This is a genomic window from Shinella sp. JR1-6, assembly GCF_004284735.1.
In the GTDB taxonomy this organism is placed as follows: domain Bacteria; phylum Pseudomonadota; class Alphaproteobacteria; order Rhizobiales; family Rhizobiaceae; genus Shinella.
Genome location: NZ_SHMI01000042.1, coordinates 1 through 24,623, shown reverse-complemented (window position 1 = coordinate 24,623; position 24,623 = coordinate 1). Strand labels below are relative to the sequence as shown.

Sequence of the window (24,623 nt, the reverse complement as noted above, 5' to 3'; positions counted from 1 at the left end):
CCTGATCAGAAAACCATACTCAGAGGTGGCTCACTTCTCGGTGGAAAAACCGGCTCAGTTCCGCGTGGAAACCAACACGAAGGTTTCTTCTGGTTCCGAATACTCCATGGCGATTGAACTCTGATAACAGACTTTGGAAAAACGACATGTTGACGATTGGTGATCTTTCGAAGACCTCCGGCGTGAAAATCCCGACAATCCGCTACTATGAGCAAATGGGTCTTCTTCCCCACGCGGAGCGCTCCGAAGGCAATCAGCGCCGCTATACCAATGCCGATTCCGATGAAGCCGCCCCATTGTTCCGAGATGATTGCGCCCCCGGATTCCGGGATGATCTCGCCCCCTGTTTCATCGGGGTCTGCAGGCAGTAATTGTTGTCAGTTCGTTCGAGTAATGTGTCAAGCTTTGCGCGGCAGATTTCGTCGTAGGCTTTCTCCGCTGAGTTCGATGCGATGGGCATTGTGGACGAGACGGTCCAGGATGGCGTCGGCATAGGTGGGGTCACCGATGACACCGTGCCAGGCGGATACGGGGAGCTGGCTGGTAATGATCGTCGATCGGCGGCCGTAGCGGTCCTCAAGGATTTCCAAAAGATCGTGACGGGCCTGTTCGTTGAGCGGCTCGAGACCCCAGTCGTCCAGAATCAGGACCTGAACATGGCCCAGGGTGCGTTGCAGCCTGGCGTATCTGCCGTCACCGCGGGCGAGCGCGAGCTGTGCAAAGAGCCGAGGGACACGCTGATAGAGAACGGAACGGTCGTCACGGCAAGCCTTATGGCCAAGGGCACATGCCAACCAGCTCTTCCCGACGCCTGAGGGGCCGCATATGGCCAGATTGTCGTGAGCACCGATCCAGTCGCCCCCGAGCAGCTTCATGAAGAGCGCACGGTCGAGGCCGCGTTCGGCGCGATAATCGACATCTTCCGGGGTCGCCTGATGACGAAGCTTGGCGAACCTGAGACGCGCCGCAAGTTTGCGGTCGTAACGGGAACTCCATTCCCGCTCGAGCAGCAATCCGAGCCATTCGGCATGCGAGAGATGTTCGGCCTCGCCGTTGGCGACGAGTTCGCCGAAGGCTTTGGCCATGCCGGCCAGGCCCATGGCGTTCAGTCGATCAAGTGTTGGATGAGCAAGCATTCTTCGTTCTCCTTAGTGGTAATAGCGAGGTCCGCGGATGTTCTCGTGGTGGATCGGTTCGTGCGAGGCGGCTCCATTCGAACTCGCCGTCCGGTCGAGGTGGTTGTCGAGGATGGAGCGCACCGAACCATAGGTCCGGGCCCCGATCTCCAGCGCTCGGGCGCAAGCGGCATTGACCCTGTCGCGGCCAAAGCTCCTGCCGAGGCGGACAATCCCGAGGCAGGCGCGAAAGCCCTGCTCGGGATGCGGCCGGTCGGCAAGGATGCGCTCGCACAAGAGGTCGACATCCGGCCCCATGGCGGAGGCTTCGCGTCGAATGCGTTCGATCGTCCAGTCGGCAAAACGACGATGCGCCGAGGGCATATGATCGGGGATGGTCGTGTGCTTGCCGTTGCCACTCGAGCGGCGGTGCGCGGCGATCCGCTCGCCCTTATGGAATATCTCGATCGTATTGGCGGTGATACGCGCCTCTACTTGCTCGCGGGCAAAGCGATAGGGAACGGAGTAATAATGCCGTTCGATCTCGACGTGGTAATCCAGCCCGGCACGCCGGATACGCCATTCGGCGAAGACATAGCGCTCGACAGGCAAGGGCCGCAGAACCGGACGATCGAGTTCCTCGAACAATTGACGCCGCGTGCAATTGACCCGACGCAAGACCCTGATGTCGTTGAGGTCACGGAGCAATTCCATGATCGCCGCATTGACCTCGGCGAGACTGTAAAAGACGCGATGGCGCAGCCGTCCCAACAGCCAGCGCTCGACGATACGAACCGCGGCCTCCACTTTCGCCTTGTCGCGCGGCCGCCGCGGCCGTGTCGGAAGAACGGCGCTCCCATAGTGCGCCGCCATGGCGCAATAGGTCCTGTTGACCTGGGGATCGAAGTGGCACGCCTTGATGATCGCCACCTTGGCATTGTCGGGCACAAGAAGTGCCGGTGAACCGCCGAAGAACTCCAGCGCCTGAACATGGCATTCGATCCAGTCCGAAAGCGTCTCGGTCCAGCGCGCCTGCGCGAACGAAAGGCTGGACGCTCCCAGGACCGCTACGAACAGGTGTGCCTGCCGCGTCTTGCCCGACAGCCGGTCGACAACGACCGTTACCGTGTCGCCGGCATAATCGACGAACAGCTTGTCGCCGCTCGCATGCTCCTGCCGCATCGTCACAGGCAGCTTCATCGCCCAGCCGCGGTAAAGGTCACAATACCGGCTGTAGCGATAGCCATCCGGATAACGGCCGATATATTCGTCCCAGAGAATTTGCAGCGTCACATGCTTGCGCTTGAGCTCGCGATGCACCTCAGCCCAGTCCGGCTCGGGGGCCCGGCGATGACCCGTCTTCGTCCCGGCCGCCTTGTAGAGCGCCGCTTCCAAAACGGCATCGCTCATGTCGTCGTCCAACGGCCACGAAAGCCCTGCAGCCGTCGCCCGCCGCAGCGTCTCGCGCACCGTCGACGGCGCGGCGCCGACCCGGACCGCGATCGATTTGTGGCCCAGTCCTTGCTCGGCCCGATATCTCAGTATCTCGCGGACACGCCGCATCTCCAGTCTCTCCGCAGGCATCCCGTTCCTTCCCCATCACCATCGACGGAAGGAACTTCACACCGGCAGAACACCCACGCCACACCCCGTCCGAAGGGGCGGCATCATCTCGGAACAAGGGGGCGACTAATTCTCGGAACTGGGGGGCGAGATCATTTCGGAATCAGGGGGCGGATTGCCTCGGAATTTGCATATACCAAGGAGGAGATGGATCGCCTGACCTTCATAAAGCACTCCCGTGATCTGGGCCTTTCGATAGATGCCATACGATCCCTTATCGAACTCAGCCATCACCCTGACAAACCCTGCGCGGATGCCGACCGCATTGCCCTTGAGCAACTTGCCTCCGTTCGCGACAAGATCGCCAAGCTCCGGAAGCTTGAAATCGAGCTAGAGCGCATAACCTCTCACCAGCACAACAATCATGTGCGGGATTGTTATGTGATCCGGGCGCTCGCTTCACACGACCTATGCTGCTCGGATCACGATTGATCCGCGTCATCAGGGGCAGACCAGCAGACGACAGAAAGCCGCAGGCGTCCGGGGTCGATTGACCCTAAAGCTGCTAGAGGGTGTAGAGCGGGGTCGCGGGCCAAGGTCCGGATCGCGCTCCTAACTCAGAGGCTGACATGAAACGTCTTTTCACCCCTGTTCTTATGTTCACGCTTTCCCTCGCAGCAGGGCCCGCCGCATTTGCGCATGATTATAGCGCTGGTGATCTGCAGATCGATCATCCCTGGTCGCGTGCAACGCCGATGGTCGCTCCCGTTGCCGGCGGCTATCTGAAGATCACGAATACCGGCGCTGAATCTGACACATTCCTTGGCGGCAGCTCTCCGATCGCAACGGCGGTTGAAGTGCACGAGTCGACTCTTCAAGATGGCGTCGCCCGCATGCGACCACTGACCGCAGGGGTGACGATCAAACCGGGTGAAACGGTCGAGCTTGCGCCAGGCGCTACCCACCTCATGTTCATCAAGCCCACAAAGGTTTTCAAGGAAGGCGAAAAGGTCGAGGCGACGCTCCGTTTCGAAAAGGCCGGCGAGATCAAAGTTGAATTTGCGGTCCAGGGCATGGGTGCGAAACAACCGGCTGAAAACGAAGATCATCAGGGCCACGGCGCAACCCCATGACGTCGATTTACGGCCGACGTGCGCTCTTCAGATCCGCAATCGCGGCACTGTTGGTCGGCGGCCTCGTCTCAGGAGGTCTGGTTCTTGCGAATTTGGCCGAAACCGAGCCCACCGGCGGGATCGGCGGCCCGTTCGAACTGACGTCCCATCGAGGCGAGGCCGTGTCGGATAGAAGCCTACGCGGCAGGCCCTACCTCGCATTCTTCGGCTTCACGCACTGCCCGGACATCTGCCCGACCACGCTGTTCGAACTGACGGATCTCATGAAGGAACTCGGTCCGCAGGCCGATGCGTTCAACGCGCTTCTCATATCCGTCGATCCGGAGCGTGACACGCAGAACCTGCTTTCGCTGTACATGGAAGCATTCGATCCGAGGATCATCGCGGTGCGCGGCACGCGGAAGCAGACGGATCAGGTGCTGTCAGCTTTCCGGGCAACAGCCAAAAGGGTCGATACCGATGGCGGCAGCTATACGATGGACCACACAGCGGGCATCTTTCTCATGGATGCGGATGGTCGGTTCCAAGGTATGCTGGACATGCACGAGCCGCGAGAAACCCGTCTGAAGAAACTGCGCAATCTCGCGGAAATGGGCGGGGCGTGACCGTCAAACTTTCTCGGCCGAGGCAGTTGCTCACCCTATCGACAGCGAAGCATTGGAGAGGGTCATCGAACCTACCACCTGCCGCGAAGCGCCTACCTGCTGACAAGCCGCGATTTCTTGCCAGAACGCTGTCAACTCGTCTTGTCGACTTCGCCTTTCACCAGATCGATCAAGCCCTGCGGGCTGAAATTGACCAGCGGCTTGCCGTTGACGAAGAACGTAGGCGTCTGCTCGACATTGTTCGCCTTGACGTCCGCTAGATCGGTCTGAAGCACCTGATCAACGTCCAGCTTCACGCTGTCGAGACGGGCGCCCATGAGCTCCAGACCCGCTTCACCGGCGATGCTCCAGGCCCGCTTCATGTCAGGCTCCCCGTGGATAGCCCACTCGGGCTGCTTGTCCACAAGCGCCGCAAGGACCGGCTCGAACTTGTCCTGTTTGCGTGCCGCCTCGAGGATGCGCACGGCTTCGTCGGAGCCCTTGTGGAATGTGGTATAGCGGATTACCACACGCACATCATCCGGATAGGTCGCCAGGATATTCTTCACAAGCGGAAAGAAGGCACGGCAGGCCTCGCATGAGGGGTCGAAGAACTCCACGATCGTGACGGGTGCGTCTGCCTTACCCAGAACCGGCGAATGCGCGCGCACGAGCGTATCCGCCGACGCGGTGACAGAAGCCGCATGTTCTCTCTGCTGCGCAGTGTAGTAGTAGGCACCTCCTCCAAAAACAGCGAGCGCGGCAAGCGCGGTGAGAGTGATGACGAGCGCTCGGTTCATCGGGCATGCTCCCTTCGGTCGATGAGGAGGAGGAATGAAATCGCGGCGAATGCCAGAAGTGACAGCACCGGCAGCGGGATCACCTCGAAAATGGTCATCTTCGCATCAGTACAGGAGGGCCCCTTCCCACAAGGAACGACTGCCTCCGGAATGAAGCCGTAATATAGCAGGACGTGGTATGTCGCGATCAACAGACCTGCGCCACTCAGCGGCAACGCATAGGGCCATACGCCACGGTCCATGCGAAAGGCGGAAACCGCCAGAATTAGCGCCAGCGGAAACATGAACGCGCGCTGATACCAACATAAGATGCACGGCGTCTGGCCCATGACTTCGCCGATGAAGAGAGCCCCGAGCGAAGCGATAAGCGCAACCATCCATGCGAGGAACAGCGTCAGCCACCCATCGTCTTCCGATCTCTTGTCCCGAACGCTCATGCAATGTCCGATATCGCCTTGATTCCCGAATTATGGACCCTCAAGCAGCTAGAGGGTCAAGCAGCGTGACTCCGATCAGTGCGCCCCACTCTCGTCATACAGCAGGGACTTCGGGCAAAATTGTCGTGGGATCGGATCTGCGAAAACGAACTTGAATGCCACGAACGCTCCATCGTTGGGTGAAGCGCCGCGCCCCCTGCCGTAGAGACATCACGGTCAGGAAAGGTCAAGCGCGGCTGGTCGGCCCGGCCTTGTCGAGGAAAGCCTTGAAGACGGCAAGCGTCTCGTCGCTGACATGGTGCTCGATGCCTTCGGCGTCGATGCGCGCGGCCTCCTCTCCGACCCCGACGGCGCGCAGGAACCCTTCGACGATCCGATGTCGCTCCCGGCTCTTGGCCGCGAGTGCCTTGCCGGCTTCGGTCAGGAAGATGCCGCGATAGCGCTTCTGCTGGATGAAGCCGTCGCTGGCGAGACGCTTGAGCATCTTTGCGACGGTCGGCTGCGCGACGCCCAGCCTCTGCACGATATCGACCTGCCGCGCCTCGCCGCCATGGAGGATGAGGTCGTCGATGAGTTCGACATAATCCTCGATAAGTTCGTTGCGCCGGTTGGAACGCGTCTGGCGGAAGCTTTCGACATGGGTATCGGCGTCAACGAGTGAGGGTTTGTTTGCCGATTTCCTGCTACTTGCTGTCATCATGCCTTTCCGGAGGTTTCATCCAGTTTATTGCGAATTCATAGCTTGCGCTATGATTTTTCCCAGATTGTCACGTTTTCCAGAGGCGATCGAAGCATCAGCGGCTTCGAACATAGCTATTGCTATAACTAAGAGCATGTGCTGTTATTGCTATTAAGAACCATTATCAAAAGGATGGGACAATGCGAAACTGGCTGCCATTCAACCTCGGACGCCGAAAGCTGCTCGGCGCGGGCCTGGCAGCGGCCGGCGGCGCAGCCCTCGCCGCCCGTTCAGCGCTGAGCCAGGATGCCGCCGCCCAGCACCAGGGCCACCAGATGTCCGCGGCGACTGACCGCAAAGCCGGCACAAGCGATGCCGCGCCGCCGCATATGCAGGCACATGGAGCGATGATCACCGTCGGCGACGTCGATAACGAGCGCAACGGCTTCGATCCGACGTCGATGCTGACCGACTGGGATCTCGGGACCGTCTCCACCCTCCCCGACGGCCGTCGGCTGCGTACGTTCGAAGTCGAGGTCGAGGACAAGGAGATCGAGATCGCGCCCGGCGTCATGTTCCCCGCCTGGACCTTCAACGGTCGCGTGCCCGGACCGTCGCTCCGCGCGATGGAAGGGGAGCGGCTGCGCATCATTCTGCGCAATTACGGTTCTCATCCGCACTCCATGCATTTCCACGGCATTCATGCCGCGCGCATGGACGGGATTCCTGGCGCGGGCGTCATCAACCCAGGCGAGGAGTTCGTCTACGAGTTCGACGCCCGCCCCTTCGGCTGTCACCTCTACCATTGCCATGCCCTGCCGCTTGCGCGGCATATCCACAAGGGCATGTACGGTCTCTTCGTCATCGATCCCGATCCGGAACTGCGACCAGAATTCCGCGACGTGGCGCTCACCCGGCTGCACGGCTCGCCCGAGAATGCGAGATGGCAGGAACTCGCCATGGTGATGAATGCCTTCGACACCAATTTCGACGGCGAGAACGAGTTCTATGCCTGCAACACCATCGCCCACTGCTACGCCAAGAAGCCGATCCGCATCGAGAAGAGTCGTCCGGTGCGCATCTACCTCGCGAACCTCACCGAGTTCGATCCAATTAACTCCTTCCACATCCACGGCAACTTCTTCGACTATTTCGACCAGGGCACCACCCTGACGCCGACTCTGAAGACCGTCGACCTCATCATGCAGTGCCAGGCACAGCGCGGCATTCTGGAGTTCACCTTCGGCGAACATGCGGACCATGAACCGGGCCTATACATGTTCCACGCGCACCAGTCGGAGTTCACGGAGCTCGGCTGGATGGGAATGTTCGACGTCGTGGAGGAAGTGGCATGACCGACGAAACCGCTTCGAGCCAGGCCGCATCACCGAGCCGGCGCGCCGCTCTCCTCTGGACCGTCATCCCTTTCCTGGTTTTGGCGGCGGCCATTGCCTGGCTCTTCGGTACCAATCCGCTCCGAAGCTTCGAAAACGGCGCGCCGCCGGTCGAGAACCTCACCTATGAGCGCACAACGCTCGACGGCGGCGGGGTACGGCTTCTTGTACGCGCCGGCGGCTCGGAGCCGCTGAAGATCGCACAGGTCCAGGTCGATGCCGCCTATTGGCAATTCACGCTCGACCCGCCCGGCCCGCTTCCCCGCGGGCAGTCGGCCTGGATTTCCATTCCCTTTCCCTGGGTTCTCGGCGAGGCGCACCGTGTCACCGTCGTCACCAGCACCGGCACGACCTTCGAACACGAGATCCCGGTTGCGGTTCCCACGCCGGAAGTGACCTCGAACGGTCTATGGTCGCAAGCTATCCTCGGCGCCTTCGTCGGCATCCTGCCCGTCGCCATCGGCCTGATGTTCTATCCGGCGCTACGCGGCGCGGGACCGAGCGCCATGCGGTTCCTGCTCGCGGTGACAGTCGGCCTCCTCGCGTTCCTCTTGGTGGACGCCGTCGCGGAGGCCTTCGAGCTTGCCGGCGCATCTGCACCCGTCTTCCAGGGTGGCGCAATGGTGGTCTTTGCCGCCGCCGCGTCCTTCCTGTTGCTAATGGCCGTCTCGCGGCGGGGCGGACGACCGAGCGGCGTGGCGCTCGCCACCTACATCGCAATCGGCATAGGCCTGCACAACATGGGCGAAGGTCTTGCCATCGGAGGCGCCTTCGCGGCTGGTTCCGCAGGTCTCGGCACCTTCCTCGTCATGGGCTTCACGCTGCACAACATCACTGAAGGCATCGGCATCGCCGCACCGCTTCTCAAGATCCGGCCAACCTTCCGCCAGTTCGTGCTGCTGACGCTGATCGCCGGCGGCCCGGCCGTGCTCGGCATGTGGATCGGCAGCCTGGCCTATGCCCCGCACTGGTCGGCGCTTGCCCTGGCGATCGGCGCCGGCGCCATTCTTCAGGTCATCATCGAGGTGACGCTGTTCATGCTACGAAATGACAATGGCAGAATGGAAACCCTGTTCTCGAAGGAGGTCATCGGCGGTCTCGCCCTCGGCATCACGGTCATGTACGTGACGGCAATGCTGGTAAAGATTTGATCGCACCCGTACCGCGTCGTTTTGGCCCTTGAGCCTGTAGTCGCTACAGGGTCTAAAGAGATCGCCCCTCCTGAACACGAGTGGCATCCCATGACGACGGAACCGGCAACCAAGATCAAGTACCGCATTGGCGGAATGGACTGCGCGAGCTGCGTCTCGAAGATCGAGAACGCGGTCAGCCGGCTTCCCGGCGTCGAGGAAGTGGGCGTGTCGCTCGCCTCGGCCTCGATGACCGTCCGCCCCGGTCCCGATTTCGCCAAGAGTGCCGTCGAGCGGCAAGTGAAGGCGCTCGGCTATGCCATTACGGCGGACGACGATGCAGCCGGTTCTCCGGGCGAAACTGGCGCGTCCCACGCCGATCTCGGCGAGGGCCCCTGGTGGAAGACCAAAAAGGCGATACTGACGGCGACGACGGGGGCCGCGCTCGCGCTCACCTATATCGCGCACCTGATCTTCCCCGCCGTGCCGCAATGGATTTTCGTGCCGGCGCTGGCCGTCGGCCTCATCCCCGTTGCCCGACGGGCCGTCGTCGCCGCGACGACCGGCACGCCGTTCTCGATCGAGATGCTGATGACCATCGCCGCCGTCGGCGCCCTGTTCATCGGCGCTGCGGAAGAGGCCGTGGCGGTCGTCTTCCTCTTCCTCGTCGGCGAACTTCTGGAGGGCGTTGCCGCAAGGCCAAAACACCGACTGAATGGAACGACCATGCGCAATCTGATCGCAAGCCTTCTCTTCCTGCTGCCCACCGCCACTCTTGCCCACGAGTTCAAGGCCGGCAGCCTCCTGATCGATCATCCCAAGGTGATCGAAACACCGCCCGGCGCCAAGGTCGCGGCCGGCTATCTGACCGTCGTCAACGAAGGCGAAGCGGACGACCGCCTCGTCGCCATCGAGAGCACGGCCATTGCGCGCATCGAGATGCATTCGTCGCAGATCGTCGACGGGATCGCCAGCATGAAGCCGATGGAGAATGGGCTGGCGCTTCCCGCCGGCAAGACCGTCGGCCTCGGCGAGGACGGCACGCACGCCATGTTTATGGATCTCACGAAGCAGCTCAAGGAAGGCGAGAAGATCGAGGCTGTCCTCGTCTTCGAGAAGGCGGGCCGCGTCCCGGTCGTGTTCAACGTCGAAAAGCGCTCGGCGCAGAAGAACGAACGTCATGAACACCAGCAGTAAGTGGCCTGTCTTGCGGACGATCCGCTGGGTAAGCTGGGCGCTCGTCGCCCTCGTCGTCGCGATCCTCGTCCTTGCCTGGGCGCAGAAGGCGTTTCTGACACCGGCCGAGGCCAAGCCCTACGCGACGCCGTTCGAACTGACCGACCAGAACGGGAAGACCGTCACCGAGCAGAACTTGCTCGGCAAGCCGTCCGCCTGGTTCTTCGGCTTCACCCATTGCCCCGACGTCTGCCCGACAGCGCTCGCCGAAATGGCCCAGGTCCTCACGGAACTGGGGCCGGACGCGGACAAGCTGACGGTCGTCTTCGTCAGCGTCGATCCGGCGCGCGACACGCCGGCGCTGCTGAAGGATTACGTCGCCTATTTCGACGAGCGCATCGTGGCGCTCACTGGAGACGAACAACAGCTCCACCAGATGACCAAGGCTCGATACATCTACTACAAGAAGGTCGGCGACGGCGATTCCTACGAAATGGATCACACTGCAGGCGTACAACTCGTACACGCTGATGGCCGCTTCTTCGGCACCCTCGACAGCCATGAAGCGGCTGATGTCAGGCTGCGGAAGGTCCGTCGGCTGATCGGCGGATGAGGCACCAGATGATCGAACTTGCCGCCATCTTCGTCGTGTGGGCCTACATCCTCGTCTTCCTTGCCCTGACAAGACGTGCCGCGCGGGATGCGGGAAAGCCCGTCTGGCTGTTCGCGAAAGGGAGCGAGCGGCAGTCGCTTCCCGCCGCGCTGTTTCGCCTGTCAATCGTGTCCGGCGCGATCCTTCCGGTGATCACTCATATCCTGCGCGTGAGCGAGACGCAGGCATGGATGCTCACCCCTTTCGCCCTCGGCGTTGCCGCTCGGCTTGCAGGGCTTGTCCTCGTGACGGCCGGAGCGAGCCTCGCGCTCTATTCCTAGGCCTATATGGGAAAGTCCTGGCGCATCGGCGCGGCCGAGGGGCATCTCGGCGCCATCGTCGATACGGGACCGTTCGCATGGTCACGCAATCCCGTCTTCGTCGGACAGATCGCGCTGTTTACCGGCCTCGTCCTCGTCTTTCCCACTCTCCCGCAGCTCTGCGCGGCGCTCGCGCTGATCGTCGCGGTCGCTATTCAGGTCCGGGTGGAGGAACGGGTTCTCGCGCGCGATCTCGGCGAACCCTATCTGACCTACAAACGCCGGGTGCGGCGCTGGCTGTAGGTTCAAATGAGCAGTCATTGATGGTGCCGCCTGAATTGCAATATCCCCTCCAGGGGGATAGGTTATGCATATGAGTGAGCACAGGCACGAGACCCATCCCGAGATCGTCAAGCGGCTGAAGCGGGCCGAGGGGCATCTGAAGAGCATCATTGCCATGATCGAGGACGGGCGCCCCTGCCTCGATCTTGCACAACAGCTTCATGCCGTCGAAAAGGCGGTCACCAACGCCAAGCGCGCGCTGATCCAGGACCATCTCGATCATTGCCTCGAGGATGCAGTCGGCCCCCTGCCCGCCGACCAGCGAAGCGCCATGGCCGAGTTCAAGGCGATCACCAAATATCTCTGACCGATCGGAAACAGCATGCTCGGCGTCCTCCAGAACCGAACCTATCGCCACCTCTTTCTGGCGCAGGTCGTCGCGCTGGTCGGGACGGGCCTGGCGACGGTCGCGCTTGGCCTGCTGGCCTACGAGATCGCCGGACCTGACGCCGGCGCGGTGCTGGGTACGGCACTCGCCATCAAGATGATCGCCTATGTCGGCATCGCACCGATCGCGGGCGCCTTCGCGGAAGTGCTGCCACGGCGGCCGCTGCTCGTCGCGCTCGACCTCGTACGCGCCACTGTGGCCCTCTGCCTGCCCTTCGTCACCGAGGTCTGGCAGGTCTACGTCCTGATCTTCGTCCTGCAATCGGCTTCAGCCGCCTTCACCCCGGCCTTCCAGGCGACGATCCCCGAGGTGCTGCCGGACGAAAAGGACTATACGCGAGCGCTATCGCTTTCCCGGCTCGCCTATGACCTCGAAAGCCTCATCAGCCCCGCCTTGGCCGCAGCGCTCCTGACGGTCATCTCTTTCCATTCGCTGTTCGGCGGCACGGTCATCGGCTTTCTCGTATCCTCGGCGCTCGTCGTCTCCGTCGTGCTTCCCGCGCCTTCGAAGACTGAGCGGCGAAGCATCTACGAGCGGACCACACGGGGCCTTCGTCTGTATCTGGCAACACCGCGGCTGCGCGGCCTTCTCGCGATTTGCCTTGCGGTCTCGGCCGCCGGCTCGATGGTGATCGTCAACACGGTCGTGATCGTGCAGTCCACCTTCGGCCTGCCCCAGGAAAGCACGGCGCTCGCGCTCGCCGCGTTCGGCGGCGGCTCGATGCTGGCGGCGCTCTTCCTTCCGAAACTCCTCGACACCGTTCCCGACCGCCCGGTCATGCTGGCTGGAACGGCGATCCTGATCGCCGGGCTTCTGGCAGCCTCGGCCGTCGGCAGCATCCGCACGCTCTTGCCGCTCTGGTGTCTCCTCGGCATCGGCTATTCGATCGCCCAGACGCCCTCCGGCCGGCTGCTGCGGCGATCAGCGCACGCGGAAGACCGTCCGGCCCTGTTCGCGGCGCATTTCGCGCTCTCCCACGCCGCCTGGCTCATCACCTATCCGCTCGCCGGTTGGCTCGGCGCCACGATCGGCCTGTCCGCAGCCGCCCTTTGCCTCGCACTCCTCGCGACATTCGGCCTCTCCGTCGCGATGGTGCTATGGCCATCGGACGACAATGCCGAGATCGAGCACGACCACGACGACTTGCCTGTCGATCACCCGCACCTTGCCGAAGGAGCACGGCGCGGCGGACATAGCCATGCTCATGCCGTTGTCATCGATCGGCTGCATCCAGAGTGGCCCTCAAGGCCGTAGGCTGTCGAACAGGTGGCTCCGGCCGCCAAGCTTTCATGATGATTGGCTCGTTGCAGTGTCTCTTTGGAAAGAAGCAACAACGATCATGAGACCTGCACCAGCCACGATGGCCACATCGGCAAGGTTGAACGATGGCCAATGCCACTGTCCCGCATAGAAATCCAGATAGTCGGTGACGTGGCCGTCGGCATACCGGTCGACGAGATTGCCCATCGCTCCTCCCGCGACCATGCACAGTGCCAGCCGCTCAACCATCCGGCGCGAAAGAGCGGCCCAGGACAGGAGCCCGGCAACGATGCATGCTTTCAGAACGGCAAAAAGCTGTGGCGCCGCCGATATCCATTCGGCGAACATTCCGAAGCTGACGCCGGGATTGTAGACGAGCACGAGATTGAAGAACGGCGTCACGGGAATGATCCGCGGCGGGTTCATCACCGCCGTGACCATGAAGTGCTTGAGAGCGATGTCCAGGAGGAAGATTGCGGCGCCGAACGCAAACAAGGCGGCGAGCTCGCCTTTTCTTTCAACTACCAACCGCATGATCTAGGTGCGGACGACAATGCGTGCCTTGGAAGGCACGCGCGTGTAGAGGTCGATGACATCCTGATTGACCAACCGCACGCAGCCGGAGGACACGGATTTCCCGATAGAGTTCCACTCACGCGTTCCGTGCAGACGGTAAAGCGTGTCCTCGCCGTTCTGGAAGATGTAGAGCGCGCGGGCGCCGAGCGCATTGTTCGGCCCGGGCTCCTGTCCGCCGTTCTCGACAGAGAACTTCGCAAGCTCGGGTTGGCGCGCGATCATTTCCGCCGGCGGCTTCCAGCGCGGCCACTTCTGGCGCCACTGGATAACCCCCTCGCCTTCCCAGGCAAATCCCGCGCGGCCAAGCCCGACCCCATAGCGCATCGCCGTGCCGCCAGGCTCCACGACATAGAGAAATTTCGAACCGGTATCGACCACCACAGTGCCGGCTGGCTCGCCCGTCGTGTTGACAACACGCTGGCGGTAGAACTTTGGATCGATTTGCCGGAAGGGAACTGCCGGCAGTTGATGACCGCCATCCTCCATCGCGGCATAGCGAGCCGCCAGCTCCTCCTCGCTCGGCACGCCCATCGGGCGGCGTGCGACGCTGGGCACTGCGGAGGGGGATGTCGTGGAGCAGGCCGCCAGCGCCATGGAAAGCGTCCCGAGAAGAAATCCGCGGCGCGCGACGGTGTTGGTGTCTTCATGCATGTTCGTCCCTTTTCTCGACGCCGGCTATTTACCGGTTTCAGCAGCACCTGCCGCCGGCGTCGACATATTCATTTCGCTGCGAATGTGAAAAGCGCTGTAGGCAATGACAGAGACTACGAAGCCCAGCAGAACAAAAAGCATGATGCGGTTCTTGCGCCGGATCATGCGCGCACGCTGTCGAATGTCGCTTGGATCAGTCATCCGACGCCCCGCTGACAGCAGACGTGCCCGAATAGGGATCGGCAAGGGCAGCCTCCGGCCGACTGACCGGATATTTTATGATCGAGATATCCTCCGCCAGCTTCGAAGCCCCCTGTTTCTTCAGAAGAGCCCGGAAGCTTGGATGCATGCCGCCGTCCACATAAGCGAGCGCTGCGGAAGACTTTTCGGCGGCGAGTGCCGCCTCCACCTTGCCACGCTCCGTCGCCACCATTGACAGGAGGTCGGCCGAAGCCCCGCTGGACGATACCGGACAGGCGGCGAGCGGATTGCGCGGATCGCCGCCCTCGAACTCCCTGTTGAACACATAGCGCCGTTCGCAGGCGGCAACCTTTGGCTGTCGCTTCGAAAAAGCGAAGTGGTCGTGACCCTCCTTGAGGGTGAGCCAGAACGGCATGTTCGGATCCCCTCGATGCTTGGCGAGGTTTTCCGCGGTCATGCGAAACGGATAGGCCTGGACCTGAAAGCGGTCCTGACCGCTCTGCAGCGCCTTCTGCGCGATGGCATAGATCTCACCGACGCCCTGGTCGGTCATGGCATAGCAACCCGACGAGGAGCAGGCACCATGGACCATCAGCGCCTCACCGGTGTAGCCGAGCGCGGCTTCAAGACGGTTGGGATAACCGAGATTGAAGGAGACATAGTATTGCGACTGTGGATTCAGCATGCCGGCTGAGACATGATAGAAGCCTTCCGGCGCCTGGCGATCGCCATCTTTCGTCTTGGGGCCGAGTTTGCCGGACCACCGGCACATCGGATAGGTCTTGAAGAGCTTGTAACGGCCTGATGCATCCGCCTTCCAGACCTCCAGCTCACTCTCCTGCTTGAATATCCGCACAAGGACAGGATCTTCAGGCCGCATACCCTTCTTCGCCATCGCGGCCACGACGGCGGCGGAAAGCTTTGGCGGCTCGCTGGAGAGTTCGGCAAGCTCCATGGCAACGCATCCCGATAGCATGATCGCGATGAGAGAGACGGCGAGGAATTTTGGCAGCAGAGAATGGAACGACCGCATGAGATGCCGGGACACGAGAATGATCAGAACAAGGGAACGGGATTGCACGAAAGAAACGATAGCCTTGCGCTATTCCCCGCCCTCGGCACCATGCTCGTGTCCGTCATCCGATCCCTCAGGCATCGCAACATCGGGCACGAGCTTCTCTATCCGCGCGGCCGCCTTGAGGTCAGCGACGATCTTGCTCACCGCCTGGGCTTCCATGCCGCGGCGCAACTCCGTCGACACAACCTCGAATGCCGGTGGTTCACGCTTGCGCCGCTCTTCGAGTTTTACGACATGAAAGCCGAAGGGCGTCTCCACGGGCTTTGCGGCAATCTCACCGGTCTTCATCGTTACGATCGCCCCTCCCAGCTCCGGCGGGAGTTGTTCCATGGTCAGAAAGCCAAGATCACCGCCGCTCTTCTTCGACGTCTCATCCAGCGAAACGCTCCCGGCCACCTCTTCAAAGGACTTGCCCGCGGCTATATCCCTCATCGCTGCCTCAGCGCCAGCCCTGTCCTTCAACAGGATGTGCCGGACGCGAACCTCTTCGACCGACGGCATGGCGGCGACCCGTTCGTTATAGACCTTGCGCAGTGCGTCCTCGGTTACAGCGGCGGCGGCAGCCTTGGCGAGATAGGCCTGCCGAAGCGCCTGTTGCCTCAGGAACACCATCTGCCGCTTGAACGTCTCGTCGTTCTCCAGCCCGTCCTTGATCGCGGCGTCAGAGACCACCTTGAGGTCGATCAGCGCATCGACGACCGCGGACTTGCGTGCCTCGGGTGTTGCCTTGGGGTTGGGATCGCCGAGGAACGAGGTTGCGAACGATACGTCGGATTCCAGAATCTCGGAATCTCCGACGCGAGCTGCTACCTGGTCCGCCCGTTCCTCGGCGAAGGCTGGAACAGCAACCAGAAAGAGCGCGGAAAGAAAGACGTTCCTGATTTTCAGCAGCATCACTTCTTTGCTCCCGCGACAATCGGTTCGATGACGGCGCGCAATTGCTCGATCGGCATTACGCCGGTGTATTTTTCACCGTTGATGAAGAAGGTCGGCGTCGAATCGACGCCAAGTTCCTGACCTCTGGCCGCGACCGCATTGACCTTGTCGAGCAGCGCCTGGTCGCTAAGGCAAGCCTCAAGATCGGCTTCCTTGAGACCGGTCATCGACAGGACCGAGAGGAACCCTTCCTTGCCGTCCTGAGCACGCGCCCAACGCGGCTGGTTACGGAAGAGGAGGTCGACCGTCGGATACCATCTGTCGTCACCCATGCAGCGGGCAAGCATGAAGGCGGCGGTCGCGCGCGGATCAAACGGGAACTCACGCAGAATGAATCGGACCTTACCCGTATCGATGAACTCTGCCTTGAAGGCTGGCCACACGTTCAGGTGAAAGTTGGCGCAATGCCCGCATGTCATCGACGCATATTCGATAACGGTAACCGGTGCGTCGTCGCGTCCCAGAATCCGCTCGGGCAACGGCCCCGGCTGCAGAAGGTCCGTCGCCGCGCTTGTGGCGGTCGTCTGCGCAACTACGCGGTTTGCGGCAAGCAGGGTGAAAGCTGCCGCGGTCGATCCCAGAAATTGCCGCCTGAACATCTCGTCTCCAAATCAAGGGAGCCGGATCATAAAACCTCTAGGTGCTTGAGGTGCAAGAGGCATAAACGCGCGCCACGATTTTTACGACGGATTCAAAAGAAGGGTCGGATTCAAGCCCGCCGGGGCCCCATGCCGATCCATCAGCATGCCAGAATTGACGTCGTCAGCATCACGTTTGCCAGACCCGCGTGATCAAATGCGCCAACGCGATCACGAACGCCGCGATGCTGGGGAGCGCAGTCAGGGCCATTCCAAACGCACGGCCACCGGCCCCTTTTGAGTACCCGACTAAGAAGCAAACGCGGCCGACACCGAACAGGACCACAGAAGCCGCGATAAACGGCATCATCGCCGCGCCTTCCAGCATCACGAGCGCGGATAACGTCACGGACGCGATGACGAATTGTTCGAGCGTGTTTTGAAGAAAAGCGGCTGCAACGGCAATTCTAGGGCTCGGGCGAGAGTATGCCGATCCGCCGATATCTTCCGCAGAATGACGTCGGCCTCGTGCCACCATGGCGACACCTATGATGACCCAAACGACGAGAAGCAAGTTCGCGGCGGCTATGAATAATAGCCGCGATTCCAGATTTTCGTCCGGGAAAACCTTGGCGCCGCGTAGAAAGTATTGCGCGCCACCGAGGGCCAGCATGCACACCATGGCAGCCGCACCGCTTCTCAAGAGGATTTTGTGCTGCTCTTTCCGAAGTTCAGCTTTGGACGACGGGACGATTACCATATCAACACTCCGCACCGTATGTGTCTGAACGTAAAGCTCTTGCTGTCAGGAGCGCTCGATCGCGGGTGCCAGAGCTAAGTTCCGCTAGGCATGGTTTGGATAACCGGCAATTCGTCGGCGGCTGCGATTGTCGCCGTGCTCGTGTCGCAGTTTGGTCGAGACGAAAAAAGCTCGGACGGCGAAGCCTCCTCGACCCCGAACTTCAGTGAACGGAACCGACCAGCGGAGCGTCGCCGTCTCGAATGGACACCCAGCGCCCCGTATGGTCGACCGCCTGTCGCTTCAGGTAAGTGTAGCCAGTTTCGTCCCAGTTCAAGACGGCATCCGTCAGATTATCAAGAATGACGTCTCCGATGTCGGTTCTCACCGTCAGAACGGCGTGCCCCTCACCGTTCGGTCGACGCAATACCGTAATGAGCACCGTTGACGACGGGATACCATCCTCGATCAAAACACGACGTTTTGCGAGCACATAATCCTCGCAATCGCCTGCATCGACTGGATAGGTCCAGTATTCTTCCACTCCGTATAGATCAAAATCACTTATGGGCTTGATTGCTTTATTCACTGAAACATTCAATTGCTGCAACTGCGCAAGGAACTCGCTCGACATTGGCAATGGCGCCGTTTTCCTGGAACGTAACGTGCATTCTGACGTGTTTCGCTTGCAAAACTCAAAATGACCGATTGGTTGAGACGTGAAATTTCCCGTGACCATCGCGGACGGATGAGCCCATGCGCCGTTGCCGACAAAAGACCAGAGAGCCGATAGGCTCGCACCTGCGATCAACCGTCCGAAATTCATCACCACTCCGATTCATTCCTGATCAACGTGTCCAGATTATTAATGATTCCCGTCTCGCGCGTCCATGCGCCTGACACTCGGAGAGCCGAAGACACCGCTCAACGTTGTTCGAGCGTTCCAAACCATGCAACTAGCGCAACGGCCAATAGCCCAAGCGCGATCTCGAGTCTGGTTGCTCTCGCGAGCGCCGACAATGCGTCGGGCCTGTCCCGAAGACGCGGCACCAGGAAGTAACGATTGCACACCGCAAGTCCGACCATGGCCATTGTCACGAACACCTTCAAAGCCCAAAGCAGCTGATAGCGAATGCTCCAGTCAAGCGGTATTCCTTCGAAGATCCAAAGAGTAGCAATCAACCCGGTCACGAGCAGAAGCGAAACCCAAAAATGGCCCTCGCCTGAATAACGGATAAGAATCATCTTCGCGTCAAGCTTTTCCACGTCCGGCAGAAGCCGCAAGACATACGGCAGCGCACCCAACCAAGCTCCCGCAGCGATCTGGTGAAGCACGTCATTCGCCTGCCGCACATACCCGAATACGCCTTCGGATGCTGCGGCATGTCCGGTCATCGATTGCGCAATGAACACGATCACTATCGACAGCACGGTGGCCCTTGTCCATTGCATGACAAATGCAAACGCAGCCACCGTGATCGCCGCCGCCTGGAGAGCCCACGACCTTCCGGGCGTGGTGAAAACTATGACATCCCGAAGAAGGCCCGGTTCAAAAATATCGCCCCACCCGTCAGAAACCCGGGCCGCCTGTGCCGGCAGGAGAATAAAGACCGCGACAACCAGGCACAGAATCATCCACCCCTCGAAACGCATCCTCTCTGCATGAGGCTGGAGGCGCCAGCGAAACAATGACGCCCCCCAGATCATAAGGGCTGCTCCGAATATTGCGCCCCGGCACAGGATGAGGACAATTACCGGGTCCGCCATTCACGGCACCTCATTTGACGAAAAAGCTAAAGCTGCCGTTTATCTTATGACCATCCTTGGAAAGAGCATCCCATTTGACATCATACCTTCCTGAAGACAGCGGCTCCGGAAGGGGCGCAAGAAGCGTATGACCATCCTGCGAATTGACAGGCTTGCCCAGTCGCACCGCCGCACCATCAGGCCCGGTGAGTTCGATACTGCTGAAGCGCAGGTTGACGGTTTCGGAGAACGTGAGCTCAAGCGACCTTGGTGCTTCCACGGTCGTATCGGCAGTCGGCGACGAATTCTTGAGCACGGAGTGCGCCATTGCCGGGGCGGCCGTCAAAACTGTCATTGCAAAGGACGTTAAGAATAAGGCTTTGAATTTGTTCATGTCGCTGCACCGTCCTGAATATTGGGTCGCCGTCATCGACGATGACGGCGGGTTGATAAGATGATTGGGGCAGCGGAGCGCCACGCCGCACGGCTGCAGGCTCTTCCCGCCTCAATCCGCGATGATTGCCTATCCTGCGCACAAAGCCGCCGAGCCGGGCGACGTGTACCGTTGCGCACAGGTGAATAACTGTCATGGCATGACAAGAAGCCGGGTCGTGTGTGGCGTTGCTTCAAGAACTCACGTCGTCGGTACCTGCGCCAGCAGTTCCTCGAACACCTTCCTTGCCTTGCCTATATGTTTGACCGTCCTGGCCTGTTCTAGGTTGACCGGCTGCCCCACCGCGATGAGCGCCACCATCCCCATTCCATAGTGCGGAAGGCATTTTACACCATAGATGCCTTCCTGCTCGACGGTTACCGTGATCTGCTCGTTGATTTTGCCTTTGAACGCGTTCGCTCCATCCGGGATCAATCCCTTGATGGTTTCGGCATTGTGGCCCTTGTCGACGGGCACAAAGGTCACAGTATCGCCAGGCGCGGCCACAATGAAATCGGGCTCGAAGACCATCGCGCCCTTCTTGCCTTTGTTGAGCATCATCACCTGATGGTCTTTCGTTGCCGCTCTGACAGGCAGCGCCGTCAACGCTATGGTGCCAATCGCTGCACCCAGCAATACGTCTCGTCGTTTAAGCATGTGGTTTCTCCTTCACAATCTTGCACGATTGCAGGATATCGCCTGCCTGTTCGGAACACTTTGGTCAATCGCAACCGGCAAAGCGAGATGTCGCGCGGCGAACTGCCGCTGCTGGCCGCCAGCAATACTACCCATCCGCGCCAACCATCGATGATGGGACCTACAAGGGCCGAGAGGCTCATTGCCGCCTTCACGATGCGCGCAGCGACATCGGCATTAGAGTCGGTGCTGTCGGAGCAGCTGTCAGTATGTCTAATCATCGCCGAGTGCGATCGGCAGCAAAACTCCGAACGTGGATTGCAATAGTGATCTGACTCTTGCCGATGCCACGAATCAAACGCACGGCATCGAAAATTACCGGCAATTTCAACGGGTCACGAGCGAAGGCAGGCGCTTCGCCCCTACTCTGCACATCCCGGTAATCGCCTGTTAAGCATAATGCCGTGAGATAGGTCTTCGAAAATCCAGCGATCCGGGCATTACGCGCATGCACCGCGCCGTCATGAAGTTGATCATTGTCCTCCTTATGTCGCTCGTCGTCGGGACAAGCGCCGCGGCGTCGGTGGCGGCGCGCAGCCACGCGCTGTCCGACCCGTTACAGAGCAGCGTGAGCCTTTTGGCGATAGACACTGATGATTCAGAGCTTGACCATCCGGCGAGCCTAGAAACCTGTCACGAAGCCTGCAGCTGGCTGGTCGCGTGGTTCTGGCCGGTGGCCGCACCGGTCCGCCGGATTCGCCCCAATCAAGCTTTCGACACGCAATCATCAGTTCCAGCCCGGCTGATTCTGCCTCCCCCTCGCTCGGCTTGAACCAACCGGGGACGCCCGCGTGCGCGATCCGGTCTCCGGTGTGACGCGACCGCGGCACACGCTCGGCCGCTCACCCACCATTCCCATTTCATTGCCGATTGCAGACCGCATAGCGAGCCCTGCCCGTGCCAAGGAACACTTCCATGAGACGACTTTCAAACCACGACACCGAACAATCACCAACAGCGGAGCGGCCGGCCTCCCCGGTTCTGGATCGACGGACCTTCGGCCTTGCCGCCGTCGCTCTCCTTGCCTCACCCGCGCTCGCCGTCGCGCAAGGCAAGAAACATACGATCGACATCGATGAGAGATTTCTGCCGCAACTGGTGACATCTCCCTATCCGGAAACTGCCGGCACCATCGTCGTCGTGCCGAGGGATCGCTTTCTCTATCTCATCGAAGAAGGTGGTCTTGCCCGCCGCTACGGCGTCGGTGTCGGGCGCGCGGGCCTGGCGTTCTCTGGCACTGCGACTGTCGGCCGGAAGGCGAAATGGCCAAGCTGGCGCCCGACCGACAACATGATCCGGCGTGATCCGAAGAAATATGCGCGCTATGCCGACGGCGTTCCCGGCGGGCCGAAGAACCCGCTGGGCTCGAGGGCTCTCTATTTGTTTCGAGACGGCAGAGACACCCTCTATCGCATCCATGGCACGACCGAGCCCTGGACGATAGGCAAGGCGGTTTCGAATGGTTGCATACGAATGGTCAACGGTCACGTCGAAGACCTCTATGAGCGCGTCCCGGTAGGAACACGCGTCGTGGTGGTTTCGTGACGGCGCGGCAGGTGCTTGTCATCGGAGCCGGCCAAGCTGGCCTTGCCGCAGGGTACTACCTGCGCAGGGCCGGTCTGCCTTTCCTGATCGTCGACGCCCATCCGCGCGTCGGCGACAGCTGGCGCAGCCGCTACGCTTCGCTGACCCTGTTCACTCCACGCCAGTTCAGCGCCATTCCAGGCCTGCCCCTTGCCGGCAACCGGGAGCAATATCCGAGCCGCGACGAGTTTGCTGTCTACCTGGAAGACTACGCCGCGCGTTTCAGCCTGCCGGTGCGATCGGGAACACGGGTCGCGCGCTTGTCGCGTGCGAACCGGGTCTTCCTCGCAGAAACGGACTCGGGCGAGAAAATCGAAGCGAGTGAAGTGATTGTCGCGACCGGGGGTTTTCAGAAACCGATAGTCCCGTCCATCTCTAGCGGCTTCGGATCTGAGGTGCTGCAGTTGACGCCGCAAACCTATCAGAAACCAGCGAGTGTGCCCGATGGACCGGTCCTCGTCGTTGGAGACGGGGCAAGCGGTCGTGACATCGCGCTTGAATGCCGGACCCTGCAACCTGTGATGCTTTCCCGGGGCAAGCCTCGAAAACTGTTCCGAGAAGGGCTGTTCGGGAAGTCGATCTGGTGGTGGCTCCGCTTGCTCGGAATTCTGAAAGCCTCGCCGGAGTCATGGATCGGCCGCAAGGTGCGCGCTGCCGATGCCTTTCCTGACCGCGGACAAGGCGACACACACCTGGCGCAGGCAGGTGTCCGGCTTGTGCCGCGCCTTGTCGCCTCCTCAGGCGAGACGGCGACGTTTTCCGACGGCAGCTCCGCCACCGTGCGAACGGTTATCTGGGCGACCGGCTATCGCGACGAGACGGCTTGGGTGGAGATTCCGTCGGCCGTAGGACCGGATGGCACGTTCTCGCACACCAACGGCGTTTCCCCTGTGCCTGGGCTCTACTTCGCGGGCCGGCCGTGGCAACGAAACAGGGCGTCCGCTCTCGTCATGGGTGCCGGGCCGGATGCCGAGCGCATCGTCGAGGAGATTGTCCGCCGGCAACACCGTCAAGGGGCCGATCGATGACCACCAGGCATCAACGGCTTCTTAAATCTTTGTTGACCATAATCCTCGCAAGCAATCTGCGGCGAGATGTCTCTGCCGCCCCGTGATGTATCTCGTTTGGATCGGAACTACTGTGTCTGAGTATCCTGTGACTGCGTTTCTTGCGCGCCTGTTCCACGCTGCTGCCGACAAGGGAATCGAGACGATTGCGCGCTGGGTTGCGCAAGCCTCCACAATCACGGCCGCCGCCGCCTCTGTCGTCGCACTGACCGCTGCCACGGCTGCCGCGGAAGATCGATCGCTGAAACTGTTCTTCACCCACACCGGCGAGCGGGCGACGATCACCTTCAAGCGCGACGGCAGGTTCGACCCGAAGGGTCTCGCGCAGGTCAACCGCTTCCTGCGCGACTGGCGCCGGAACGAACCTGCTCGCATGGACCCTCGCCTGCTCGACCTCGTCTGGGAAGTCTACCAGCGCAGCGGCGCGAAGGATTACATCCACATCGTCTCCGCCTACCGCTCCCCCGCCACCAACAATATGCTGCGCGGTCGTTCGCGCAGTTCGGGCGTCGCCAAGAACAGCCAGCACACGCTCGGCAAGGCGATGGACTTCTTCATCCCTGGCGTGAAGCTGGCAAAGCTCAGGGCCACCGCCATGCAAATGCAGGTTGGCGGCGTCGGCTACTATCCGAAATCGGGCTCGCCCTTCGTGCATCTCGATGTCGGCAATGTGCGCGCCTGGCCACGGATGTCGCGTCAAGAGCTTGTGCGCATCTTCCCGAACGGCAAGACACTGCACGTTCCCGCCGATGGTCGCCCCCTGCCCGGCTACAACGTGGCCATGGCGGACTACAAGCGACGCGTCGGCTCGAAATCGATCGTGGCCGCGAGCTCCGCCGGCGCTGCACTGTCCGAAGATGACACCTCGCCGAACAGTCTCGTGACCGCGTTGCTGCCGACACGCAAAAGCCGCGCGGAAAAGGCGCTCGAGATGCAGGCCGCGGGCGAAATGACCGTCGAACAACCGGCGTTCTTCGACCTGGCGACCATCAGCGCTCCGCTCCCCACGTTTCGAGCAGCTGAAATCGAACGCGTTGTGAGTGTAAACACCTCCGCTTTCATTCCCTCCTCAACGTTCAAGGCCATGGGAGGCCTCGGCATCACGGGGCGGGTATTGCGCCAGCCCGCTGTCGCCGAATCCGGCCTTCTTGACCTTCACCAGGCAAGCGCATGGACGGTTTCCGACAAGGCGATGCTCGATTGGGCGCTTGCACCGGCCGAGGCGCTTCAACGGCTGACGCTTCCGGCTAGCCTGCAGCGTGCCGTCGCAAGCGTCGACGATACGCGACGCGGTTCGCAAACAACACGGGCACTTGATGCGTCGAGCACCTTCAACCCGGACCGCTTCGGATCAGACGGCTGATTGAAGGGCACGATCACGCGTGCCGGGCGAGAAGCGCGCCCCGCGGGTCCACCTGGACCGTG

At 61.1% G+C, this 24,623-nt stretch carries 31 protein-coding genes and 1 pseudogene; 15 read left to right on the top strand and 17 right to left on the bottom strand.

What is annotated here, in order from left to right:
* Positions 1-146: 146 nt before the first annotated feature.
* Positions 147-293 (top strand): annotated as a pseudogene (locus tag EXZ48_RS31805) (MerR family DNA-binding transcriptional regulator); the annotation flags it as partial.
* 105 nt (positions 294-398) lie between these two features.
* Here EXZ48_RS31805 and istB read toward each other — a convergent pair.
* Together istB and istA are read right to left on the bottom strand one after the other, a co-directional pair.
* Complete coding sequence (gene istB / locus EXZ48_RS31800; protein WP_069456397.1) at positions 399-1,136, bottom strand: IS21-like element helper ATPase IstB; 738 nt, start codon at positions 1,134-1,136, stop codon at positions 399-401.
* 12 nt (positions 1,137-1,148) lie between these two features.
* Complete coding sequence (gene istA / locus EXZ48_RS31795; protein ID WP_130520943.1) at positions 1,149-2,678, bottom strand: IS21 family transposase; 1,530 nt, start codon at positions 2,676-2,678, stop codon at positions 1,149-1,151.
* A gap of 207 nt (positions 2,679-2,885) precedes the next feature.
* Between istA and EXZ48_RS31790 the strand changes: the two genes are divergently transcribed.
* From EXZ48_RS31790 to EXZ48_RS31780, 3 genes are all read left to right on the top strand, one after another.
* On the top strand, positions 2,886-3,170 hold the full coding sequence (locus tag EXZ48_RS31790; RefSeq protein WP_130520941.1) for a MerR family DNA-binding protein: 285 nt from the start codon (positions 2,886-2,888) through the stop codon (positions 3,168-3,170).
* 137 nt (positions 3,171-3,307) lie between these two features.
* A complete protein-coding gene (locus tag EXZ48_RS31785; protein ID WP_023517227.1) occupies positions 3,308-3,811 on the top strand; it encodes a copper chaperone PCu(A)C in 504 nt (167 codons plus the stop codon).
* Positions 3,808-4,416, top strand: coding sequence for an SCO family protein (locus EXZ48_RS31780; protein ID WP_023517228.1), 609 nt, complete (start codon positions 3,808-3,810; stop codon positions 4,414-4,416). The genes EXZ48_RS31785 and EXZ48_RS31780 overlap by 4 nt, the downstream gene beginning before the upstream one ends.
* A 131-nt stretch (positions 4,417-4,547) precedes the next feature.
* On the opposite strand, the gene EXZ48_RS31775 is transcribed toward EXZ48_RS31780, so the two are convergent.
* From EXZ48_RS31775 to mntR, 3 genes are all read right to left on the bottom strand, one after another.
* Positions 4,548-5,195, bottom strand: coding sequence for a thioredoxin domain-containing protein (locus tag EXZ48_RS31775; protein ID WP_023517229.1), 648 nt, complete (start codon positions 5,193-5,195; stop codon positions 4,548-4,550).
* Positions 5,192-5,632 (bottom strand): disulfide bond formation protein B, encoded by a 441-nt coding sequence (locus tag EXZ48_RS31770; RefSeq protein ID WP_023517230.1) that lies wholly within the window; start codon positions 5,630-5,632, stop codon positions 5,192-5,194. The genes EXZ48_RS31775 and EXZ48_RS31770 overlap by 4 nt, the downstream gene beginning before the upstream one ends.
* Positions 5,633-5,858: 226 nt before the next feature.
* Positions 5,859-6,329: a manganese-binding transcriptional regulator MntR gene (gene mntR / locus EXZ48_RS31765; RefSeq protein ID WP_037406395.1), complete on the bottom strand. Its 471-nt coding sequence runs from the start codon at positions 6,327-6,329 to the stop codon at positions 5,859-5,861.
* 182 nt (positions 6,330-6,511) lie between these two features.
* Here mntR and EXZ48_RS31760 point away from each other — a divergent pair, with 182 nt between their 5' ends.
* The 8 genes from EXZ48_RS31760 to EXZ48_RS31725 all read left to right on the top strand — a co-directional run bounded on the left by EXZ48_RS31760 (position 6,512) and on the right by EXZ48_RS31725 (position 12,907).
* Positions 6,512-7,666: a multicopper oxidase domain-containing protein gene (locus tag EXZ48_RS31760; RefSeq protein ID WP_023517232.1), complete on the top strand. Its 1,155-nt coding sequence runs from the start codon at positions 6,512-6,514 to the stop codon at positions 7,664-7,666.
* Positions 7,663-8,856 carry a ZIP family metal transporter gene (locus EXZ48_RS31755; RefSeq protein WP_024270357.1) on the top strand — a complete coding sequence of 398 codons (1,194 nt, stop codon included), beginning with the start codon at positions 7,663-7,665 and terminating at the stop codon, positions 8,854-8,856. Before EXZ48_RS31760 ends, EXZ48_RS31755 begins: the two co-directional genes overlap by 4 nt.
* Before the next feature lie 90 nt (positions 8,857-8,946).
* Complete coding sequence (locus EXZ48_RS35335; protein ID WP_024270356.1) at positions 8,947-10,032, top strand: copper chaperone PCu(A)C; 1,086 nt, start codon at positions 8,947-8,949, stop codon at positions 10,030-10,032.
* Positions 10,016-10,624: an SCO family protein gene (locus EXZ48_RS31745; RefSeq protein ID WP_023517429.1), complete on the top strand. Its 609-nt coding sequence runs from the start codon at positions 10,016-10,018 to the stop codon at positions 10,622-10,624. The genes EXZ48_RS35335 and EXZ48_RS31745 overlap by 17 nt, the downstream gene beginning before the upstream one ends.
* A gap of 8 nt (positions 10,625-10,632) precedes the next feature.
* Positions 10,633-10,944: a hypothetical protein gene (locus EXZ48_RS31740; RefSeq protein WP_023517430.1), complete on the top strand. Its 312-nt coding sequence runs from the start codon at positions 10,633-10,635 to the stop codon at positions 10,942-10,944.
* A gap of 6 nt (positions 10,945-10,950) precedes the next feature.
* Positions 10,951-11,226, top strand: a complete 276-nt coding sequence (locus EXZ48_RS31735; RefSeq protein ID WP_023517431.1) for an isoprenylcysteine carboxylmethyltransferase family protein — start codon at positions 10,951-10,953, stop codon at positions 11,224-11,226.
* A 70-nt stretch (positions 11,227-11,296) separates the two neighbouring features.
* Positions 11,297-11,572 (top strand): metal-sensing transcriptional repressor, encoded by a 276-nt coding sequence (locus EXZ48_RS31730; RefSeq protein ID WP_130520939.1) that lies wholly within the window; start codon positions 11,297-11,299, stop codon positions 11,570-11,572.
* 15 nt (positions 11,573-11,587) lie between these two features.
* Entirely contained in the window at positions 11,588-12,907 is a 1,320-nt protein-coding gene (locus EXZ48_RS31725) for an MFS transporter (RefSeq protein ID WP_024270355.1), read from the top strand.
* A gap of 33 nt (positions 12,908-12,940) precedes the next feature.
* Here EXZ48_RS31725 and lspA read toward each other — a convergent pair whose 3' ends face one another.
* From lspA to EXZ48_RS31670, 12 genes are all read right to left on the bottom strand, one after another.
* Complete coding sequence (gene lspA / locus EXZ48_RS31720; protein ID WP_037406365.1) at positions 12,941-13,447, bottom strand: signal peptidase II; 507 nt, start codon at positions 13,445-13,447, stop codon at positions 12,941-12,943.
* 3 nt (positions 13,448-13,450) lie between these two features.
* Positions 13,451-14,140: a L,D-transpeptidase gene (locus EXZ48_RS31715; protein WP_023514669.1), complete on the bottom strand. Its 690-nt coding sequence runs from the start codon at positions 14,138-14,140 to the stop codon at positions 13,451-13,453.
* A 24-nt stretch (positions 14,141-14,164) separates the two neighbouring features.
* Positions 14,165-14,341: a hypothetical protein gene (locus EXZ48_RS35135; protein ID WP_156031939.1), complete on the bottom strand. Its 177-nt coding sequence runs from the start codon at positions 14,339-14,341 to the stop codon at positions 14,165-14,167.
* Positions 14,334-15,374 (bottom strand): murein L,D-transpeptidase family protein, encoded by a 1,041-nt coding sequence (locus tag EXZ48_RS31710; RefSeq protein WP_023514668.1) that lies wholly within the window; start codon positions 15,372-15,374, stop codon positions 14,334-14,336. Before EXZ48_RS31710 ends, EXZ48_RS35135 begins: the two co-directional genes overlap by 8 nt.
* 69 nt (positions 15,375-15,443) lie before the next feature.
* On the bottom strand, positions 15,444-16,313 hold the full coding sequence (locus tag EXZ48_RS31705; protein ID WP_023514667.1) for a peptidylprolyl isomerase: 870 nt from the start codon (positions 16,311-16,313) through the stop codon (positions 15,444-15,446).
* Positions 16,313-16,954, bottom strand: a complete 642-nt coding sequence (locus EXZ48_RS31700) for a DsbA family protein (protein ID WP_023514666.1) — start codon at positions 16,952-16,954, stop codon at positions 16,313-16,315. The genes EXZ48_RS31705 and EXZ48_RS31700 overlap by 1 nt, the downstream gene beginning before the upstream one ends.
* A gap of 169 nt (positions 16,955-17,123) precedes the next feature.
* The gene (locus tag EXZ48_RS31695) at positions 17,124-17,693 is read right to left on the bottom strand and encodes an MAPEG family protein (RefSeq protein WP_023514665.1); all 570 of its coding nucleotides are present in this window, start codon (positions 17,691-17,693) and stop codon (positions 17,124-17,126) included.
* A gap of 202 nt (positions 17,694-17,895) precedes the next feature.
* On the bottom strand, positions 17,896-18,498 hold the full coding sequence (locus EXZ48_RS31690; RefSeq protein WP_023514664.1) for a transglutaminase-like cysteine peptidase: 603 nt from the start codon (positions 18,496-18,498) through the stop codon (positions 17,896-17,898).
* A 98-nt stretch (positions 18,499-18,596) separates the two neighbouring features.
* On the bottom strand, positions 18,597-19,439 hold the full coding sequence (locus EXZ48_RS31685; protein WP_023514663.1) for a CopD family protein: 843 nt from the start codon (positions 19,437-19,439) through the stop codon (positions 18,597-18,599).
* 10 nt (positions 19,440-19,449) lie between these two features.
* Complete coding sequence (copC, locus tag EXZ48_RS31680; protein WP_023514662.1) at positions 19,450-19,812, bottom strand: copper homeostasis periplasmic binding protein CopC; 363 nt, start codon at positions 19,810-19,812, stop codon at positions 19,450-19,452.
* Positions 19,813-20,052: 240 nt separating this feature from the next.
* Positions 20,053-20,508, bottom strand: a complete 456-nt coding sequence (locus tag EXZ48_RS31675) for a pseudoazurin (protein ID WP_023514661.1) — start codon at positions 20,506-20,508, stop codon at positions 20,053-20,055.
* Positions 20,509-20,764: 256 nt separating this feature from the next.
* Entirely contained in the window at positions 20,765-21,088 is a 324-nt protein-coding gene (locus EXZ48_RS31670; RefSeq protein ID WP_130520935.1) for a hypothetical protein, read from the bottom strand.
* A gap of 374 nt (positions 21,089-21,462) precedes the next feature.
* Here EXZ48_RS31670 and EXZ48_RS31665 point away from each other — a divergent pair, with 374 nt between their 5' ends.
* The 3 genes from EXZ48_RS31665 to EXZ48_RS31655 all read left to right on the top strand — a co-directional run bounded on the left by EXZ48_RS31665 (position 21,463) and on the right by EXZ48_RS31655 (position 24,561).
* Positions 21,463-22,092: a L,D-transpeptidase gene (locus EXZ48_RS31665; RefSeq protein ID WP_023514660.1), complete on the top strand. Its 630-nt coding sequence runs from the start codon at positions 21,463-21,465 to the stop codon at positions 22,090-22,092.
* A gap of 11 nt (positions 22,093-22,103) precedes the next feature.
* The gene (locus EXZ48_RS31660; RefSeq protein WP_229342557.1) at positions 22,104-23,159 is read left to right on the top strand and encodes an NAD(P)/FAD-dependent oxidoreductase; all 1,056 of its coding nucleotides are present in this window, start codon (positions 22,104-22,106) and stop codon (positions 23,157-23,159) included.
* Between the two features lie 127 nt (positions 23,160-23,286).
* Positions 23,287-24,561, top strand: coding sequence for a DUF882 domain-containing protein (locus tag EXZ48_RS31655; protein WP_024270352.1), 1,275 nt, complete (start codon positions 23,287-23,289; stop codon positions 24,559-24,561).
* The last annotated feature ends 62 nt before the right edge of the window (positions 24,562-24,623 follow it).

What these genes read in the sequence shown, in the direction of transcription:
- istB (WP_069456397.1), bottom strand. Translation starts at nt 1,136, where the DNA reads ATGCTTGCTCATCCAACACTTGATCGACTGAACGCCATGGGCCTGGCC.
- istA (WP_130520943.1), bottom strand. Translation starts at nt 2,678, where the DNA reads ATGCGGCGTGTCCGCGAGATACTGAGATATCGGGCCGAGCAAGGACTG.
- EXZ48_RS31790 (WP_130520941.1), top strand. Translation starts at nt 2,886, where the DNA reads ATGGATCGCCTGACCTTCATAAAGCACTCCCGTGATCTGGGCCTTTCG.
- EXZ48_RS31785 (WP_023517227.1), top strand. Translation starts at nt 3,308, where the DNA reads ATGAAACGTCTTTTCACCCCTGTTCTTATGTTCACGCTTTCCCTCGCA.
- EXZ48_RS31780 (WP_023517228.1), top strand. Translation starts at nt 3,808, where the DNA reads ATGACGTCGATTTACGGCCGACGTGCGCTCTTCAGATCCGCAATCGCG.
- EXZ48_RS31775 (WP_023517229.1), bottom strand. Translation starts at nt 5,195, where the DNA reads ATGAACCGAGCGCTCGTCATCACTCTCACCGCGCTTGCCGCGCTCGCT.
- EXZ48_RS31770 (WP_023517230.1), bottom strand. Translation starts at nt 5,632, where the DNA reads ATGAGCGTTCGGGACAAGAGATCGGAAGACGATGGGTGGCTGACGCTG.
- mntR (WP_037406395.1), bottom strand. Translation starts at nt 6,329, where the DNA reads ATGACAGCAAGTAGCAGGAAATCGGCAAACAAACCCTCACTCGTTGAC.
- EXZ48_RS31760 (WP_023517232.1), top strand. Translation starts at nt 6,512, where the DNA reads ATGCGAAACTGGCTGCCATTCAACCTCGGACGCCGAAAGCTGCTCGGC.
- EXZ48_RS31755 (WP_024270357.1), top strand. Translation starts at nt 7,663, where the DNA reads ATGACCGACGAAACCGCTTCGAGCCAGGCCGCATCACCGAGCCGGCGC.
- EXZ48_RS35335 (WP_024270356.1), top strand. Translation starts at nt 8,947, where the DNA reads ATGACGACGGAACCGGCAACCAAGATCAAGTACCGCATTGGCGGAATG.
- EXZ48_RS31745 (WP_023517429.1), top strand. Translation starts at nt 10,016, where the DNA reads ATGAACACCAGCAGTAAGTGGCCTGTCTTGCGGACGATCCGCTGGGTA.
- EXZ48_RS31740 (WP_023517430.1), top strand. Translation starts at nt 10,633, where the DNA reads ATGATCGAACTTGCCGCCATCTTCGTCGTGTGGGCCTACATCCTCGTC.
- EXZ48_RS31735 (WP_023517431.1), top strand. Translation starts at nt 10,951, where the DNA reads ATGGGAAAGTCCTGGCGCATCGGCGCGGCCGAGGGGCATCTCGGCGCC.
- EXZ48_RS31730 (WP_130520939.1), top strand. Translation starts at nt 11,297, where the DNA reads ATGAGTGAGCACAGGCACGAGACCCATCCCGAGATCGTCAAGCGGCTG.
- EXZ48_RS31725 (WP_024270355.1), top strand. Translation starts at nt 11,588, where the DNA reads ATGCTCGGCGTCCTCCAGAACCGAACCTATCGCCACCTCTTTCTGGCG.
- lspA (WP_037406365.1), bottom strand. Translation starts at nt 13,447, where the DNA reads ATGCGGTTGGTAGTTGAAAGAAAAGGCGAGCTCGCCGCCTTGTTTGCG.
- EXZ48_RS31715 (WP_023514669.1), bottom strand. Translation starts at nt 14,140, where the DNA reads ATGCATGAAGACACCAACACCGTCGCGCGCCGCGGATTTCTTCTCGGG.
- EXZ48_RS35135 (WP_156031939.1), bottom strand. Translation starts at nt 14,341, where the DNA reads ATGACTGATCCAAGCGACATTCGACAGCGTGCGCGCATGATCCGGCGC.
- EXZ48_RS31710 (WP_023514668.1), bottom strand. Translation starts at nt 15,374, where the DNA reads ATGCGGTCGTTCCATTCTCTGCTGCCAAAATTCCTCGCCGTCTCTCTC.
- EXZ48_RS31705 (WP_023514667.1), bottom strand. Translation starts at nt 16,313, where the DNA reads ATGCTGCTGAAAATCAGGAACGTCTTTCTTTCCGCGCTCTTTCTGGTT.
- EXZ48_RS31700 (WP_023514666.1), bottom strand. Translation starts at nt 16,954, where the DNA reads ATGTTCAGGCGGCAATTTCTGGGATCGACCGCGGCAGCTTTCACCCTG.
- EXZ48_RS31695 (WP_023514665.1), bottom strand. Translation starts at nt 17,693, where the DNA reads ATGGTAATCGTCCCGTCGTCCAAAGCTGAACTTCGGAAAGAGCAGCAC.
- EXZ48_RS31690 (WP_023514664.1), bottom strand. Translation starts at nt 18,498, where the DNA reads ATGAATTTCGGACGGTTGATCGCAGGTGCGAGCCTATCGGCTCTCTGG.
- EXZ48_RS31685 (WP_023514663.1), bottom strand. Translation starts at nt 19,439, where the DNA reads ATGGCGGACCCGGTAATTGTCCTCATCCTGTGCCGGGGCGCAATATTC.
- copC (WP_023514662.1), bottom strand. Translation starts at nt 19,812, where the DNA reads ATGAACAAATTCAAAGCCTTATTCTTAACGTCCTTTGCAATGACAGTT.
- EXZ48_RS31675 (WP_023514661.1), bottom strand. Translation starts at nt 20,508, where the DNA reads ATGCTTAAACGACGAGACGTATTGCTGGGTGCAGCGATTGGCACCATA.
- EXZ48_RS31665 (WP_023514660.1), top strand. Translation starts at nt 21,463, where the DNA reads ATGAGACGACTTTCAAACCACGACACCGAACAATCACCAACAGCGGAG.